This is a genomic window from Flavobacterium sp. T12S277 (assembly GCF_048514875.1).
Classification (GTDB): domain Bacteria; phylum Bacteroidota; class Bacteroidia; order Flavobacteriales; family Flavobacteriaceae; genus Flavobacterium.
In genome coordinates this window covers 1,016,750-1,032,691 of sequence record NZ_JBLYEG010000001.1, presented here as the reverse complement: position 1 = coordinate 1,032,691, position 15,942 = coordinate 1,016,750, and the positions used below count along the sequence as shown (strand labels likewise).

Annotated in this window: 10 protein-coding genes; 3 read left to right on the top strand and 7 right to left on the bottom strand. The window is 36.6% G+C overall.

The genetic code is table 11. The annotated features are described in order from the left end of the window. Nucleotides 1-74 precede the first annotated feature (74 nt). Nucleotides 75-602 carry a hypothetical protein gene (locus ACN1CN_RS04215; protein WP_419134758.1) on the bottom strand — a complete coding sequence of 176 codons (528 nt, stop codon included), beginning with the start codon at nt 600-602 and terminating at the stop codon, nt 75-77. Nucleotides 603-948: 346 nt separating this feature from the next. Here ACN1CN_RS04215 and ACN1CN_RS04210 point away from each other — a divergent pair, with 346 nt between their 5' ends. After that, nucleotides 949-1,605 (top strand): S24 family peptidase, encoded by a 657-nt coding sequence (locus ACN1CN_RS04210; protein ID WP_419134757.1) that lies wholly within the window; start codon nt 949-951, stop codon nt 1,603-1,605. 11 nt (nt 1,606-1,616) lie between these two features. Next, nucleotides 1,617-1,853 carry a hypothetical protein gene (locus ACN1CN_RS04205; RefSeq protein WP_419134756.1) on the top strand — a complete coding sequence of 79 codons (237 nt, stop codon included), beginning with the start codon at nt 1,617-1,619 and terminating at the stop codon, nt 1,851-1,853. 857 nt (nt 1,854-2,710) lie between these two features. Here ACN1CN_RS04205 and ACN1CN_RS04200 read toward each other — a convergent pair. The 6 genes from ACN1CN_RS04200 to ACN1CN_RS04175 all read right to left on the bottom strand — a co-directional run bounded on the left by ACN1CN_RS04200 (nt 2,711) and on the right by ACN1CN_RS04175 (nt 13,682). After that, nucleotides 2,711-4,567, bottom strand: a complete 1,857-nt coding sequence (locus ACN1CN_RS04200) for a glycoside hydrolase family 35 protein (protein WP_419134755.1) — start codon at nt 4,565-4,567, stop codon at nt 2,711-2,713. Nucleotides 4,568-4,653: 86 nt separating this feature from the next. Next, on the bottom strand, nt 4,654-6,009 hold the full coding sequence (locus tag ACN1CN_RS04195) for a Gfo/Idh/MocA family protein (protein ID WP_264526387.1): 1,356 nt from the start codon (nt 6,007-6,009) through the stop codon (nt 4,654-4,656). 299 nt (nt 6,010-6,308) lie between these two features. Then, complete coding sequence (locus ACN1CN_RS04190) at nt 6,309-7,634, bottom strand: DUF3472 domain-containing protein (protein ID WP_419134754.1); 1,326 nt, start codon at nt 7,632-7,634, stop codon at nt 6,309-6,311. Nucleotides 7,635-7,734: 100 nt separating this feature from the next. Continuing rightward, nucleotides 7,735-9,432 carry a RagB/SusD family nutrient uptake outer membrane protein gene (locus ACN1CN_RS04185; RefSeq protein ID WP_419134753.1) on the bottom strand — a complete coding sequence of 566 codons (1,698 nt, stop codon included), beginning with the start codon at nt 9,430-9,432 and terminating at the stop codon, nt 7,735-7,737. Between the two features lie 13 nt (nt 9,433-9,445). Beyond that, nucleotides 9,446-12,526 (bottom strand): SusC/RagA family TonB-linked outer membrane protein, encoded by a 3,081-nt coding sequence (locus tag ACN1CN_RS04180; RefSeq protein ID WP_291285117.1) that lies wholly within the window; start codon nt 12,524-12,526, stop codon nt 9,446-9,448. Between the two features lie 829 nt (nt 12,527-13,355). After that, nucleotides 13,356-13,682: a helix-turn-helix transcriptional regulator gene (locus ACN1CN_RS04175; protein ID WP_419134752.1), complete on the bottom strand. Its 327-nt coding sequence runs from the start codon at nt 13,680-13,682 to the stop codon at nt 13,356-13,358. A 595-nt stretch (nt 13,683-14,277) separates the two neighbouring features. On the opposite strand from ACN1CN_RS04175, the gene ACN1CN_RS04170 reads away from it, so the two are divergent. Further along, a complete protein-coding gene (locus tag ACN1CN_RS04170) occupies nt 14,278-15,846 on the top strand; it encodes a S41 family peptidase (RefSeq protein WP_419134751.1) in 1,569 nt (522 codons plus the stop codon). The last annotated feature ends 96 nt before the right edge of the window (nt 15,847-15,942 follow it).

Below are 15,942 nucleotides of genomic sequence, written 5' to 3'. Positions count from 1 at the left end.
GAAAAAATATAGTTTTTAATCAAAACGGAGGTGGTCATTTTGCTCCGGAATTAGGTGGTCATTTTGAACTGGAATCAGGTGCTCACTTTAAAACGGAATGGGGTGATCAATATAACCGGAATTTGCACATTAACGGCTTCACTGATGTTTTTCCAAATCTCTGTAGTTTTGCGCCCAAATATTTTAGATTTAACTAAACGATCATTAAGTACTGTTTGAATGGCGTTTAAAATGATAGCATTTGTCGCTTTTTCTCTTTGATCTTCCAGAGATAGTGGTTTGCCGCATGGCTTACGATGTTCTGCAAAAAACTTGATTGCTTTGGAATCCGGAAGTATATACTTCTCAAGATGATTACGTACAGCTACTTCTTTAGGATGTTTGAGTTTTTCAATGCATATTTTTTTAAAATCTACCCCTTGATGTACTGGTAAATCGTGAAAACTTATAAACGGTTCATTACCTGGTCCTCTTCCTTCTTTTGTACGGATCAACTTCCCTCTGTTACATAATTTTTGATAGTTGCCATACGAAATTAATCCCCAGTCTTCATAAAGAAGTTTGGCAGGTATAGAGAGTATGTTATTGTGATATTCGTACATTTTAATATGAATTTGTTCCCGTCGTGGTGTCGAAACCACGCAAGCCGTGACGGGTTTGTTTCTATAATCTTTGGATTGTTTTGTTGATCTCCTTTTCCATTAGTTTGTAATCCTCACAAATCTTAATGGAAGTATCACTTTGTCTATCTCCCCGGAGAGATGCGTTAATGAATTGAATAGTCAAACCGTACTTTTCTTTTAATTTTTTTATAATTACAGGGTTGTGACTTGCGTACTCTTTTTTTTGTTTACTTTTGTCCATTGTTCTAACTGTTTCAATTTGTTTTACAAATATAGAAGATAATTTTCAACACATCAAAATAATAGATGATAATTTTCACTTTTTATGAATAATATTTTAGACTCTTTTAGTAAAGTTGCTAAAAATGAAGGCGTTACAATAACAAAGCTTGAACACGTAATAGGTGCTAGTAAAGGAGTTTTATCACGCGCAATTGCAAATAATAGCGATATTCAAGCCAAATGGATCTTAAAATTAGTTGAAAATTATCCCCAATACAATTCAGAATGGTTGTTAACTGGTAAAGAACCGATGTTGAAAAGTAAGAATACACCAATAGCTATAAAAACAGGTAGTAGTAATGGATATCCTTTAGTTTCTGTGACTGCCATAGGAGGCTTTGGTAATAGTGCCTTCACTATTCTTCCACAAGACGTAAAAGAGTATTACAATATTCCGAAATTCAATAATAAAAAAATTGACTTTATGATAGAGGTAGAAGGCAGTAGTATGTATCCAAAATACAGTAGTGGAGACATTGTGGCTTGTACTGTCATAAAAGAAAGTCGTTTTATACAGTGGAACAAGACTCATGTAATAGCAACTAAAGAGCAAGGGATTATCATTAAGAGAGTAAAAAAGGGAGTGTCTGAGGATTCTCTTACTATGATTTCAGACAACGAAAATTACGACCCCTTTAGCGTTCCAAAGGAAGAAATAACCGGAATAGCTTTGGTTGTAGGTGTAATACGATTAGAATAAACAAGTTACTTATGGAAGATTTTATAAAAGAATTTAGCCGATTAAGATGTAATCCAATTTACTTTATTGAAAAATATTATAATGTAATAAATCAAAGTAAATTAGAGCTAACTGAGGAACAAAAACAAAAACTATTTGACAAGTACAAAATGATTCCTTTGTTTGAGGATTTTGAAAGCATTAATAAGTACAATGATAGAATAGATGAACTAAAAAAACAAGGTTATAAAGATTGGGAAATTCACTAGAAACACATGTTTTTCAGGTATTTACATGTGAAAAAAGTGTTTTTTTCATGTATTTACACCCCCATTCTCGCGTAGTTTCTAAATACTAAACACCATTTTTATGTATTTTGAACAAACCCTCATGATAACTTTATAGCGCTTTTTGTCTACCTATTTGTCTACCTATTTGTCCATGTAAAGCTTTTTTGTACAAATATTTATTTTTCTGTATTTTTTAGGTAATAGATACAAAAAAGCCCTCGTAGGTGAGGGCTTTTTGTGGGTAAAAATGGTGTATAAGCCTTTAAAATGGTGTATTTAGATGTATTTCCTCTGTAGAATGTGTTTTGTTGCTTAAAAGGGAAATTAATAGTTATTTCAATGGTAGTTAGGTGGTACTTTGTAGTAGTATAATGTACATTTCAAATTATTCCTTTTTCGGACTCTTTTTGTGTTAAGTCTTGATATTGTTGCCTTTTCGACCTTTTTTGTATTAGTTACTTTTGTACAATTCATTTAATAGCCCATAAAAGAAATTACTTTTAATAGGAGTAATTAGTTAAAGTGTTAAAACCGAAAGAGGCTGTCCGAAAAGTAAGGACAGCCTTTTTTTTATAAATAATCTAGATTGAATTATAATCCAAAAGCAGTTTATTTGGTCGGCAAAAATTATACGTCTTAATTCAACGCTGATTTGACAGATTCGCTATCGCGAAGACACTGATAAAAACGGATTCTAAAAATTAAAAAACTTTTAAATGAGGAAAAAAATCTGTTTTATCCGCGTCGAACTAAAATAGAGGTTTTAAACAATAACATAATAAGAGGAAGTTCATACTTTTCGGACAGCCCCTTTTTTATGGGAAAAAGAGAAGTGTTTATTGTCCGTTTTCAGGTTTTAGTTCTTCTAAAATTGGCGTAAGGATTGTTTTGATGTCCTTTTGCATTTTTCCGTTTTTCTGCTCAAAGATTAGTATGGTGTTTTTGCCTTTTTTAAGCCAGCAACCCGGTACATACAATGTTTGCTGTGGGCCAACACTCCAGTAACGCCCAATGTTGATTCCGTTTACAAAAACAATACCTTTGCCCCAGTCGCGCAGGTCCAGAAAGGTATCTCCAGTTTTACTCAAATTAAAACTTCCCTGATACAAGGTAGGACGGTTGATTTTTCCGGAGTTTTTGTAAGCCGTTAGATCCGGTTCCTGTGCCATTGGTAATTTATACATTTTCCAGTTTCCGGTAATGGTTTCGCCATTGATCAATACAGGACTGATAATGCCTTTGTTGTTGGCATTGATCTGAGAGCCGTAATTGATACGTCCCATATTCTCTACCAAAATATCCAATGTCGCGTTAAACGGAACTTCAATCTCGCAATCGTATTTTTTATAATAGCGGTTTAACTCGGCTACTTTTTTCCCGTTGACATACACCACAGCATAATCGCGTAATCCGTTTAGTTCCAGTTTTCCGCTAATTGGCTGGGTAAAACGTTTGCTGTACCAAACATAACCGTCTCCCTGATTCAGCTGTTCAAAGGTTAAAGGATTATCGGCAAGTACAGGCGTAATTTTAGCCTTTAAATCGGCTAAGTCAACAACTTTGGTTAAGGCTATATTCGGAATAGTGATGACAGGCATTTTTGCCGGAACAGCCGGCGTTTCAGTTGTTTTGAGCAGGGCTCTTAACGCATTGTATTTTGGAGTAGCCCAGCCAGCCTCACTAATTGGTGCATCGTAATCATAAGAAGTCATGTCGGGCTGAATGTCATGCTCTTTGTCATAATTGGCTCCCGAAGTAAAGCCAAAGTTAGTGCCTCCATGCACCATATAGTAGTTGAACGAAACCTGATTGTCCAGGTATTTTTGGGTTTGGCTTACGGTTTCCTCGGGAGTTTGTGTCGGGAAAGGTTCTGCCCAATGATCCAGCCAGCCCGGATAAAATTCGGCCACCATATACGGTCCCTGTCCATTATTGAACTGATTGACCACTTTTTTTAGTTTCGCAATATCACTTTCGCCATTTGCTGTTGGCAGCGCACCCGGTAAGGCTCCGCCTTCAAACAACCAGCTTCCGTCTGAAGTAAAAAACGGAACTTCGAAACCAATATCTTTTAGTTGCTGAAAAACGGCAGCACTGTATTTTTTATGCTCGTCAAGCGGAATGTCTTTGCGTTGTGCTACATACGACCCAAATTCATTCTCCCCCTGAACCATGATAATCGGGCCCCCTTTGGTGATTTGTAAATCCTTAACCTGATGGTACAGTTGGGTAAAATAAGCTTTGGTTGCGGCCAGATAGGCGGTGTTGTTTCCGCGAATGACCATATTGGGTACGTTTTGCAGGAACCACGGATAACCTCCAAATTCCCATTCGGCACACACATACGGGCCCGGGCGTAAAATGACGAATAAACCTTCTTCCTGAGCGGTTTTAATGTATTCGGCCAGGTTTTTATTTCCGGTTTTGAAGTCCCAGATTCCGGGTGCCGTTTCATGGTAGTTCCAAAATACGTAGGTGGCCACGGCATTTAAACCCATTGCTTTCATCATCTTTAAGCGATGACGCCAGTAGGGCTGAGGAATACGGGAGTAGTGCATTTCTCCCGAATGAATTTGTATGGGTTTTCCGTTGAGCAGGAAATTTCCATTGGCTATAGCAAAACTTTGTTTCTCCTGTGCCGATGCACCAAAGAAGACAAACAAAAACAACAATGTAAAATATATTTTTTTCATCTTTTTATTTTAATTAGTGTTGGCTATAATGAACAAGAGAGCACTATAAATCGTGCCCTCTTGTTTCTACTAACTAACCAATAAATTTATTCTGAAAACTCTAATTTTTTCAACTTGTTCCATCCGCCACGTGTAAAATCAGGAATTTCTACAGGAGCTGAACCGTTGTCAAGAGAAATCTCTGTTAAAGGCCCTAAACAAGACCACTCGGCTAAATCATAAACGTCCATGTCTAATGGAAGTCCTTTTTGCAGACAGTAAATCAAACGGTAATCCATTACGAAATCCATTCCACCGTGACCACCTACTTTTTTAGCCTGCTCTTCGATATTTTTTACGATTGGGTGCTTGTATTTTTCCATTAATGCTTTTTTCACATCTGCCGGAACAAAAGAGTGTGCGCTTAATTTTTCGTGATTTGGTTTTACGTCGTCACCTAGTTCTTTACCGTCTAAAGCGTATCCTTCTAACGGATATTTGTTAGCAAAACCTTTTGTACCGCTTAATTGGTACATTCTGCTGTACGGACGAGGAGAGGTAACATCGTGCTGAATCTGGATTGTTTTTCCGTTCTCCGTACGAATCATAGTCATCGTATGGTCACCATTTCTAAAATCTTTGATTTCTTTTCCGGATTTTTCTTTGATGTATGCCGGATTTCCAACTGCTTTAGTATCCATAGAAACTAAGAAGTTCATTTTATCTCCACGGTGAATGTTCAAAGCCTGACAAGCCGGGCCCATACCATGTGTTGCATAAATGTCGCCACGGTGTTTGATGTTGTAATCCATTCTCCAGTTGTTCCAGTATTCTCCCCAGAAAGGCTGAAGTCCGTGAATGTAAGATCCTTCTGCATGAAGAATTTCTCCAAATAAACCTTGTTGCGCCATGTTTAATGTCGTAAGCTCGAAGAAATCGTACACACAGTTTTCAAGTTGCATACAGTGTTTACGGGTTTTCTCAGAAGTATCAATAAGCTGCCAGATTTCTTCCATTGTCATTGCTCCGGGAACTTCTATGGCTACGTGTTTACCGTCTTTCATTGCCTGTACACCTATAATCGCGTGATGTTTCCAGTCGGTAGCAACATATACTAAATCAACATTTGGTAAAGCTGTCACTTTTCTCCAGGCATTTTCGTCACCGTAAAATTCCTGCGCTTTAGGAAATCCTGCTTTGGTTAAAGTTTCGTTTGCTTTAGAAGTGTTTTCCTGTGTCATATCGCACAAAGCGACAATTTCTACACCCGGAATATGTGTCATACGCTCTACTGCTCCAGGGCCACGCATTCCGAGACCTATAAAGGCAACACGAACGGTAGGTATTGGTGTTGTTGCCAAACGTAAAACGTCGGTTTGACCTTTTGCACGAGCTGGTGTTTTGGTTTTAATCATTTGTGCCGATGCGTTTGTTCCTCCAAACAGAATACAGGCGGCTAACATGAATTTTAAAATGCTAGTTTTCATAATAGTTTAATTTGATTTGAAATGATTGATAATCTAAAATCCGATTATCAGAGATTATTGTTATGATTTATCCGTTGGGTGGAATGGAACAAAGTCTAATTCTAACACATAGAAACATAGTTGCTGTTGTCTAAAAAGAAAGGCAAAAAAGAAAATTCTTTCTTTCACAAAGTTTGCTATGTACATTTTAACTAGTGAAACGCCTTTTTAAGCTTGTAAAGACTATATTTCTATGTGTTTAAAAAAATCATTCAACGGTTTTTAGTACTAATTTTTTATGGTAATGTATTAAAATTGATTTCGGGTTTTTTATTGGTTAAAGCTTTTGTAAAAATAGTTTTTGGCGTGGTATAATCATTAAAAAAACCTCCATTTTTTAGATAGAAGGAACCATTTTCGGTACCTCCGGCAAAATCCATTCTGTATTCTTTTGCACCGGTATTGTCGTTGGTGAATCGTGCCGAACCGATTTCAGACCAATTGCCTTTATCATCACAAACCCATTGGTTGTTGAAAAGCACTTTACGAGACAGATCGCCCTGTTCGGGAATAAAATTTTCCAGAAAAGAGTGGAATCTTTTTAAGTAGGTGTTGGTTTCCGGACGGTTAAAGCTGGCAATTAACAGCCATTTATTCAATTCCGGAGCATAAAAATAAGCGGTATAAGTGGTGGTGTTATTACCGGCTGGAAATCCGCGAAGTAAAAACTTGTAGGTGTTTCCGGCTTTCCAGTTGTATTTCAGATAGCTTTGTCCTCCCGAACCTTCATTTCCGAATTCGCCAGTGTGTACATTTTCTCCTTTTTTGAGCAGTTTAATTTTGTGCGTTTCGGGAATGCTGGCAGGATCATCAGTCGTAAACGGACTCCATACCGAAAATAAAATTCTTCTTTCGGTGGCTGAGTTGACCTGAATTCCAAAATAACCTTCTCCAAAACCATTTGCCATAAAGTAAGAACCAATTTTGTCTTCGTTTTGAGGAACGGTGATTTCGTTGTAGTACCACTCGGTGTTGGTGTTTTCAGGTACCTGATAGTTTAAATGAACAGAAGGTCCACGGCGTCCCCAGTGGTAAAAAGCTCCTTCGTTGTTAGGCACATAAGAGATTTTGCCATCAAAATCAGCACTTGCAATCGTTAAACGACTAATAGACGGAAAACGATCGCCGGTTTTACTGATTCCTTTTATTCTGACCGCAATGTATCCTTCTTTTTTAAGGTTCCAGGTTCCTGCTATAACAGCCTTTTTTGAAGTGGTGAAATTTACTTTTTTGGATTCGTTATTGATCGAAAATTCTAATTCCGATTTTCCATACACCTGAACAGATTCTTCTACTGTAATTTGAAATGTTCCGGGTTTAGAAATTCTGAAATAAGCGGTGAAAAACTCACCAGAGTCGGTCCAGTTCTCGATACCGTTGTCTGTAATGGTATTACTTCCGTCTAAGTGTTTCGAACTATATGCATTTCCTCCAAGGGGCAGGGAAATGGTTGTTTTTGGGTTTTCTATGACTTCACTTATCAGCGATGCATCATCGTTGCTGCCAGCGCAGGAAGTGGAGACCAGAAAAGAAGCAAAAAACAAGTACAGTATATTTTTCATTTTTTGAGATTAAGTGATGATACTTTAAGAGGGGATTTTTGAAATGCCTCTCTAATCGATCCAATTAGAGAGGCTTCAAAACAAACAATAAAATAAAAAACTATGGGTTTTGTGTTAAAGTCCCAGGGTAAGCATTAATTTCAGATTGCGGGATGTATTGTATCACACGCAAACTCGTAGCCGGAACGTCGTTCATTGGTAAATGAGGACCAGGGTAACGGCGTGTCATTGTTTGACCGTTTCTGTAAACGTCGTAACCACGATGTGCTTCAAAAGCCAATTCTAACTGACGCTCTTCATCGATGCGCTGTACGGCGTTTGTGCTGTTTAAAGAGGCATAACCTCCGCCAACAATTGATCTTTCACGAATGATGTTCAGGTTGGTCAAAGCATTGGTATAATCTCCTTTTTTAGCATAAGCTTCTGCCATGTTCAGGTACATTTCTGCTAATCTCGAGATGATAGGCGAGTGCAGGTGTGAATCATTATTTTGTAAAGAACATTTTGTAATGTAAAACATTGGATATACACGGTTTAAAAGCATCATATAATCTTTCTCTCCTGTATAGGTTTTGCCTTGGTATACAATAGAGTATTGGTTATCGGCTGCATTTACAGCGGTAAGGTTGTAATCTGTAGTTCCAATGGTGATAAAGTACGATCCATCCGCTTTTGTTTTTAAAGGCTGCTGCACATAATTGTATCCGGTTTGTGTACCGGCAGTATTGAAAACATCCACTACAAAACGGAAAGCTTCTGTTTTATTTCCACTCGCATCTTTGGTATATTGCGGATCAATAAAAGCCCAACGAGCATCTTTTTTCAATCCGGATTTTCTCAATAAGTCAAGGTATTCTCCACTAGCATACATTTCTCCCCATCCTTGTCCCTGAATATTGGCATACATTCCTCCAATACCATAGTAGTGATCAAATCCGGAATATTCTGAAGCAACTCTTTTTATAGCAAAAATAGTTTCTGTTTGTTCAGCAGAATCCGGCGCATAAGTGTTGTATTTCATAAAGTTCGCACGGCTTAATAAGCTGTATCTTCCGCTCATGATTACTTTTTTTGCATAATCAATAGAAAGCGTTGCATACTCCTGATTTGGCGTTTCATAGGTACCACTCATGTACAAATACACTCTTGAAAGCATGGCCTGAGCCGCTTCTTTGGTTGCATAAGTAGCTGCTTTTCCTACGCTCATCAGGGCTTCTGCTTTTTTCAAATCATTTACAGCCTGCTCGTAAGTTGCTTTTACAGTAGAACGGTCCGGAAGTCTCAGGTTAGCAATATCGGCCGGCAGACCCTTTACAAGCGGTACACCTAAATTGGTTTCAGGCGATTGTGCATAAGGTCTTCCGTAAGTACGGCACAGGTAAAAATAAATCATACCTCTTAAATAGTAAGCTTCTCCTAATTGCTGGTCAACAGCCGGGCTTTCTCCTTCAGGGATGATTTTGATCAAATCACTTGACTGTGAAACGATTTTATACCCATTGTTCCAAAAAGTAGATAATCGGCCATTATCAGGAATGTGCTGATAGGAAATAAAAGAGTAAAAAGAGTCCGTAGAGGTTCCTCTAATCATGATGTTGTCGCCCGGATATTCTCCTACGCGGTGCATGACATCCGACCAGCCTTTTAATTGTGCGTAACATCCGTTAAGTAAAACTTCGATTGAAGCTTCTTTATCCTGTTGTATTTTGTCTTGTGTATATGATCCAAATGGCTCTCTGTCTAACTCACATGAGGACAGTAAACTAATTGCGATACCTAATATTAATATCTTTTTCATGTTTTGTTTCTTTTTAAAGTGTTAGATTAAGTCCAAGAGTTATTCTTCTGGTTTGTGGATATACTTGTGTAGCCACTCCAGAAATTACGTATTGTCCGGTTGCACTGTTGTAATTTGGTGATAACTCAGGATTTACACCTGAAAAGTGTGAGATGGTAAATAAGTTTTCTCCTGCTACAAATAATCTTAAATTAGCGATGCTTATGTTTTTAAGCGGTAGGTTGTAACCGAAAGAAAGGCTTCTCATTTTTAAGTAGGTACCTGTTTCAAGATAACGGGAAGAAGCTTTATTAGATTGGCTGGTATTGTCATAGATAGCCTGCGGATGTGTTGCAATATCACCCGGTTTTTCCCAACGGCTCCATCCACTGTGCAGGTTCATTTGATTTCTGTCGGTATAAGCACCATCTGAATCAAACTCTGAACGGGCATAGTTGTAAATTTGTCCTCCAACAGAGTAGCTGAAAACAGCTGCAAAATCAAAGTTTCTATAGTTTAAACTAGTAGAGAATCCTCCAAAGAAGTCCGGAGTATAAGTTCCGATTGTTTTTCTGTTTTTTGAAGCATCTGCATAATCATTTGTTTTTACACGTTCTCCCGAAGCATTAGTCGTAAACCATTGTGGTTTTCCGTTTGTAGGGTCAACACCAGCCCATTCTGTTAAGTACCAGCTGTCTACATCAGTACCCGGTTTTAGTAATTTTGAAGCAGATCCTGCAGCACCACTACCGTCTCCTACAATAATTTCCTGACGATCACCGTAAAGTGCCGTTACTTTGTTTTTGTTTACGCCTATGTTAGCATCAAATGACCATCTTAGGTTTTCGGTTTTAATGATATCTACATTGATAGAAGTTTCAAAACCTCTATTGTTTACAGCTCCAACGTTTCTCCAGATACCCGTTACGCCAATAACTCCAGGAAGTGGTACGTAATACAATAAGTCGGATGTGTTTTTATTATAGTAATCAAATGTAATGTTTACTCTGTCGAAAATTCTCAAGTCTAAACCTACACCAGTAGTAAATGTTTTCTCCCAGCTTAAATCAGGATTCGCCAATTGCGAAATAAGAGCTCCCGGATTCTCGTCGTAACTTTGTGAGAAAGAATATAATGGGAGGTGTCCATATAAACTGTTTGGACGATTTCCTACTGAACCATAACTGGCTCTTAGTTTTAAGTTGTTGATCCAGTTTACTTTAAAGAAAGCTTCATTGTGAACATTCCATCCACCACTGATGGAGAAGAAGTTACCATATTGTGCATTTTTTCCAAAGTTAGAGGCTCCGTCACGACGGAAAGAGAATTGCGCTAAATACCTGTTGTCATAAGAATAGTTAACGTTTGACAGTAAAGATTGTACTGCCCACTCGGATCTGTTTCCTTCTACTTTTTCAGGTTTTGCAGCCGGATCTGTTACAATGATTCCCGGAGGCAATCCTGTAGCAGTAGCGTTACTGTATTTTGAACTGTATTCATTCCACTCATAACCGGCAATCGCGTTGATGTCGTGTTTGTCAATTTTGGTGTTGAATTTTAATAACTGGTTGGTATAAATTCTGTTAAACGTACTGAAGTTATCTGTAATTCTACCTTTCACGGCTAATCCTGATGAAGATCTTGGATCAGAATATGAAGTTGAATTGGCGTTACCAAAGATATAGTTGTTTACCGATGCAAAAGTCAGCCATTTAGTTAATTTAACATCGAAGTCAAGATTTGAACGTACATTGTAATCTTGAGATTCAGAAAAATTCCATTGCAAATCATACAGGTAGTTTGATCCGGTTGTGTTTACCCAGGTTGGGTTTGGTGCATTTCCTACCAATGTTCCGTCTGGCAAATAAGGGCTGTCCCATGGAAGATTACGGTAGATGTCTCCAACAGAATGCTGTTTGTCGTAAGTTGTTTCTTTTGTTAAGTTTATTTGTGGTCTTATGGTTAACCAGGTATTTGGTTTGTATTCAAATTTCATCAAACCATTGTATCTTTTGTAATCATAGCCAATGATAGCACCTGTTTCATCATAAACTCCTAAGGAAACATAACTTTTAAAGTTATCACCACCACCACTGATTGACAGGTTGTAATCCTGAGCAATACCGGTTTGAGTAGCATTTTTCCACCAATCGTAGTTTTTGTTTCTTAATTCAGGAGTCCACCAGGAAGCATTTTGAAAAATTTGTTTGTTTGGGAAAGAATCATATAAGTCATACAATTCAGATCCGTTCATGATTTTAAAATTCCCTGAATTTATAGTAGCCAAAGCTGTTTTTGCAGAGAAGTTTATAGTTGCCTTACCAGCTTTACCGCTTTTTGTAGTAACTACAACTACTCCATTGGCACCTTGCGAACCATAAACTGCCGTAGAAGCTGCATCTTTAAGAACGGTTAAAGTTTCGATATCAGAAGGGTTCATCGTTGGAGAACTGTTTCCAACTATAACACCGTCTACTACCCAAAGAGGGTCGGTGCTTCCGTTTACGGTACTTCTACCTCTGATAACTACTTTTGACGGAGCTCCAGGCTGACCACCACTTGTACTTACAAAAACTCCGGTTGCTTTTCCAGCCAGTAAGTTTTCGACATTAGGAGTGGTAACATCCAATAATTTTTTATTGTCTAAAGTTTGAAGAGATCCGGTTAAGCTCTCTTTTTTAACTTTGCTGTATCCTACCACAACAACTTCATCCATTTGTTGTCCGGCTTCTTTCATGACTACTTTAACAGTACCATTCCCGGCAGGGATTTCCTGATCCTGCATTCCTAAGAAAGAAAATACTAAAATCGTATTGGCATTGGGTACTTCAATAGCAAAGCTTCCATCGATATCGGTCTGAACACCGGTCTTAGATCCTTTTATAATAACGTTTACACCAGGAATTGGAATTCCTTTATCGTCTACAACTTTACCTTTCACCATTTTTTGAAAGGCAAGTAAGCTGGTTTTGTTTAACGAGATTTCTTTTGAGGGAGCTGCGGTCGTAATTTGAAAAGTCACGGACAACAATGAAAACAGTGTTGCCTTTATGCTTTTTTCAAGTACTGTCTGCAACCTTAAATTCTTAGGGTTTTTTGAGAGTGCATTTTTCATACTCTTGTTTTTGGGTTTGGTTAATGATTGTTTTTGTCAGGTTATTTTTTTTGTCGTAATCGGTATTTAAAGTGTTCTTTTTTATGGCTTAAGAATCGAATAAAAGAGGCTTAAAACATAGGATTATTCCCACTCAGTGTTTTTATTACTTGACGAAACTATCGATTATATTTTTATTAACCAAGAAAAAACACAAAAAATGTGCTCGAACACACAAAATTTGTGTTCTCGAGCACATAAAATTGCGTAAAACGTTTTTTTTACACTAAAAAAGTAGTGTTTTGTTAAAATAAAATGACCAAAAAAGAATAGTTCGATATTTATATTGTCAAAATGTAAATATTCTATTTTTAAGTTATTAAAAAGAGTTGTGTTTAATTTTGTGAATTTCGTAATCACTACCCCTTTATGTTGCTAATAAAGTAAGTTTTCTACTGTTATTCTGTAAGGGCGATCTCAGGGGAATTTTGTCTTTTGAGGATTAATTTCTGCGGAGAGAAGTTGTGTTTTTTGGGTAAAAAATGGCCTTTAGTTTACGGATAAAAAAGAGCCGGATAAAGAAGCGATTTTGAATGCGATTTTAGAAATTGAAAGGCGAATTTTTTCGAAGTCACAATTTCGAAAAACAGGAAGAAAAATGAATTCAATTTGGAGAGTAGTGGGGGATGCTTTTATACCTTTTTTGTGAAATGATTTGTGATTAAATTAAAGAAAAAAAAAGTATATTATACCATTGACAAATTCGTTACTAGAGTGCCATTTGGTAAAAGATCAAGGTGAGGTTTAATAAGTGGTATTTATTGATAGATTTTTTTTGCATTAAAGAAATTCAAAGCTCATATTTTTTTAACTTTTCTTCAAGCTGTTTATTCTTCTCTGTCAGCATTTCTATATGTTCGATGATAAATTTTGGAATTACGAACGATTCTGCTTTCAATGAATCGTTTGTCTCAATCGTATTTAGATTATCAGATTCGTAGATCTCTTCTTTTGCTACATCCAGGCATTTTGCAATTTTAGCCCACTCGATATTGGATATCTTTTTTAACCCCTTTTCTCGTCGGGAATAATTAGACTGGGATATTCCTATTATGTCTGCCAGTTCTTCTTGTGATAATCCTTTGTTTAATCTTGCTTGCAGTAATTTTTTTTTCATTGGATAAGATGACATTTTAGAGAACAAATTTGTTTTGATGATTTTAACGAAAGGATGTATTTTAAAGTAAAGTAATAACGAAAATACTGATGTGTTTTTTGTTTTGCAAGGAAATACATAAAAAATGTGTTCGAACACAAAGTTGTAAATAATAACAGTAAATTAACATAAATCGTATAAGATTTGCATAGATATGCATAAGAAGGGCTCTGAGATTGCCTTAAGTTTATGAAACCTTTTAGTGATACGAATTTAAAATCAAGTGCACGTGATTTAGTAAAGGAATATCGTTTATCAAGCTTTAATAAAGAAGCTCAAATTTCGAAGAAGTAAAATTACTTTTTTGGAAGGACTTGATGATCTTGATAAGGAGGTACTGACAAGATTAAATAAACAAATAGGATGTTGGCGGTTTTGGTGAAAATCAATCAGTAGGCTTAATTGTTTTATTTAAGAGGAAAAAAATTTAACCTGTTTTCAGGATATAAAACCCTGAATCTTATTAAAAATGAATATGTATAAAAGAATTATTATCATTTGTTGCTTTTTGAGTTTAAGTAATTTATCTGGTCAAAATTTAAAAAAGGAATCAGGTTTGGCACCCCTTAAAAACGAAGTTGTTTTTATTAAAGTTTGGGGCTTTTTAAAGTATTATCACCCAAATGTAGCAAGTGGAAAGTACAATTGGGACGAACAATTTTTGACGCAATTGCCTTTGATACAAAAGGCTAAGAATAAAGAAGAAATAGCGGCTGTTTATCTGAACTGGATTAAGGGGCTGGGTGAGGTGAAAAAAAAGAATATCCCCAAAGAGAAAGACGAATCAGCCTATTTTACTAAAAATATGGATTTGCTATGGCTTGAGGATGAGACCTATTTTGGTATGGCCGTTACAGAAAAATTAAAATGGATTAGAGACAACCGATATCAGGGAAAACCTTTTTATGTTAAGAAGGACAGGACTGGTAATGTTTTGATGATTAATGAAATTGAGTATCAAAAGGAATCATATCCTGATACTGCGATGAGAATTTTGAGCCTTTCCAGATTCTGGAACACAGTAGAATATTTTTTCCCGTACAAATATCAAACTGATCAAAATTGGGATGATGTATTATTAGAAATGACTGATAAATTTGTTTCAGCAAAAAATGAGCAGGAATATCATCTGGCGATGTTGGAAACGGCGGTAAAAACAGATGATGGACACGCCGTTTTCAAAACTCACAGTACAGTAAATTTCTTTGGCCCATTTTTTTTCCCGGCTGAGATAAAGATAGTTGAAGGAAAAGCCATAATAACAAATCTCCCTAATGATTCTCTGGCGAAAGTGAATGATTTAAAAGTAGGTGATATTATTGAAAAAGTAAATGGAGAAGATGTTTCTGCAATCATTGATAATAAATTAAAATATCTAAGCGGCTCTAATATCAATGGTAAATTAAGACCTACTTATATGTATTTGGCAAACGGTACAGAAAAGACTGTTGCTATAGTATTGTCCCGAAATTTGAATAGACTTCATAAAAGCATATCAAGATATCCTTATGACTCGATTTATAATAAGGAAATAGAAAAAGTAAAATATAAAGTTGTGGAGGATAACATTGGATATATCAATATGGCCCATTTGGAGATGAAGGATGTTGATCAAATGATGGAGCAATTCCAAAATTTGAAAGGATTAATTATTGATATACGCAATTATCCCAATTTTCTTCCTTACGTTTTGGCGGGAAGACTTGTAAAAGAAAATAAAGAGTTTGCTACTATTATGAAACCTGATTTTTCGTATCCGGGTAGATTTCAATACCAAAAAATGGGAGAGATTTCCCCGATGAAAAAGTACTTTAAAGGTAAAGCTGTTTTATTAGTTGACGAAAACACACAAAGTATGGCAGAGTTTAGTACGATGATCTTGCAAACTGGTGATCATGTAACTACAGTGGGAAGTCAGACAGCTGGAGCCGATGGAAATGCTTCTTATATTTCTTTTTTAAAGGAAAGATCAATGCTAACTGGAACCGGTGTTTTTTATCCGAACGGTTCACAAACACAAAGAAAAGGGGTAAAGGTAGATGTAGAAGTAAAACCTACGATAAAAGGAATTCAGGCAGGAGAAGACGAAGTTCTTCTTAAAGCAATAGAATTAATCAAAAATTAGTCGGATCAGTTTCCTTTACGTGGTGTGGAAGTATTTTCCCGTTGAAGTTCTGTGAGCAAGAGCATTTGGTAAAATTACACGCTTCACTAAAATAGT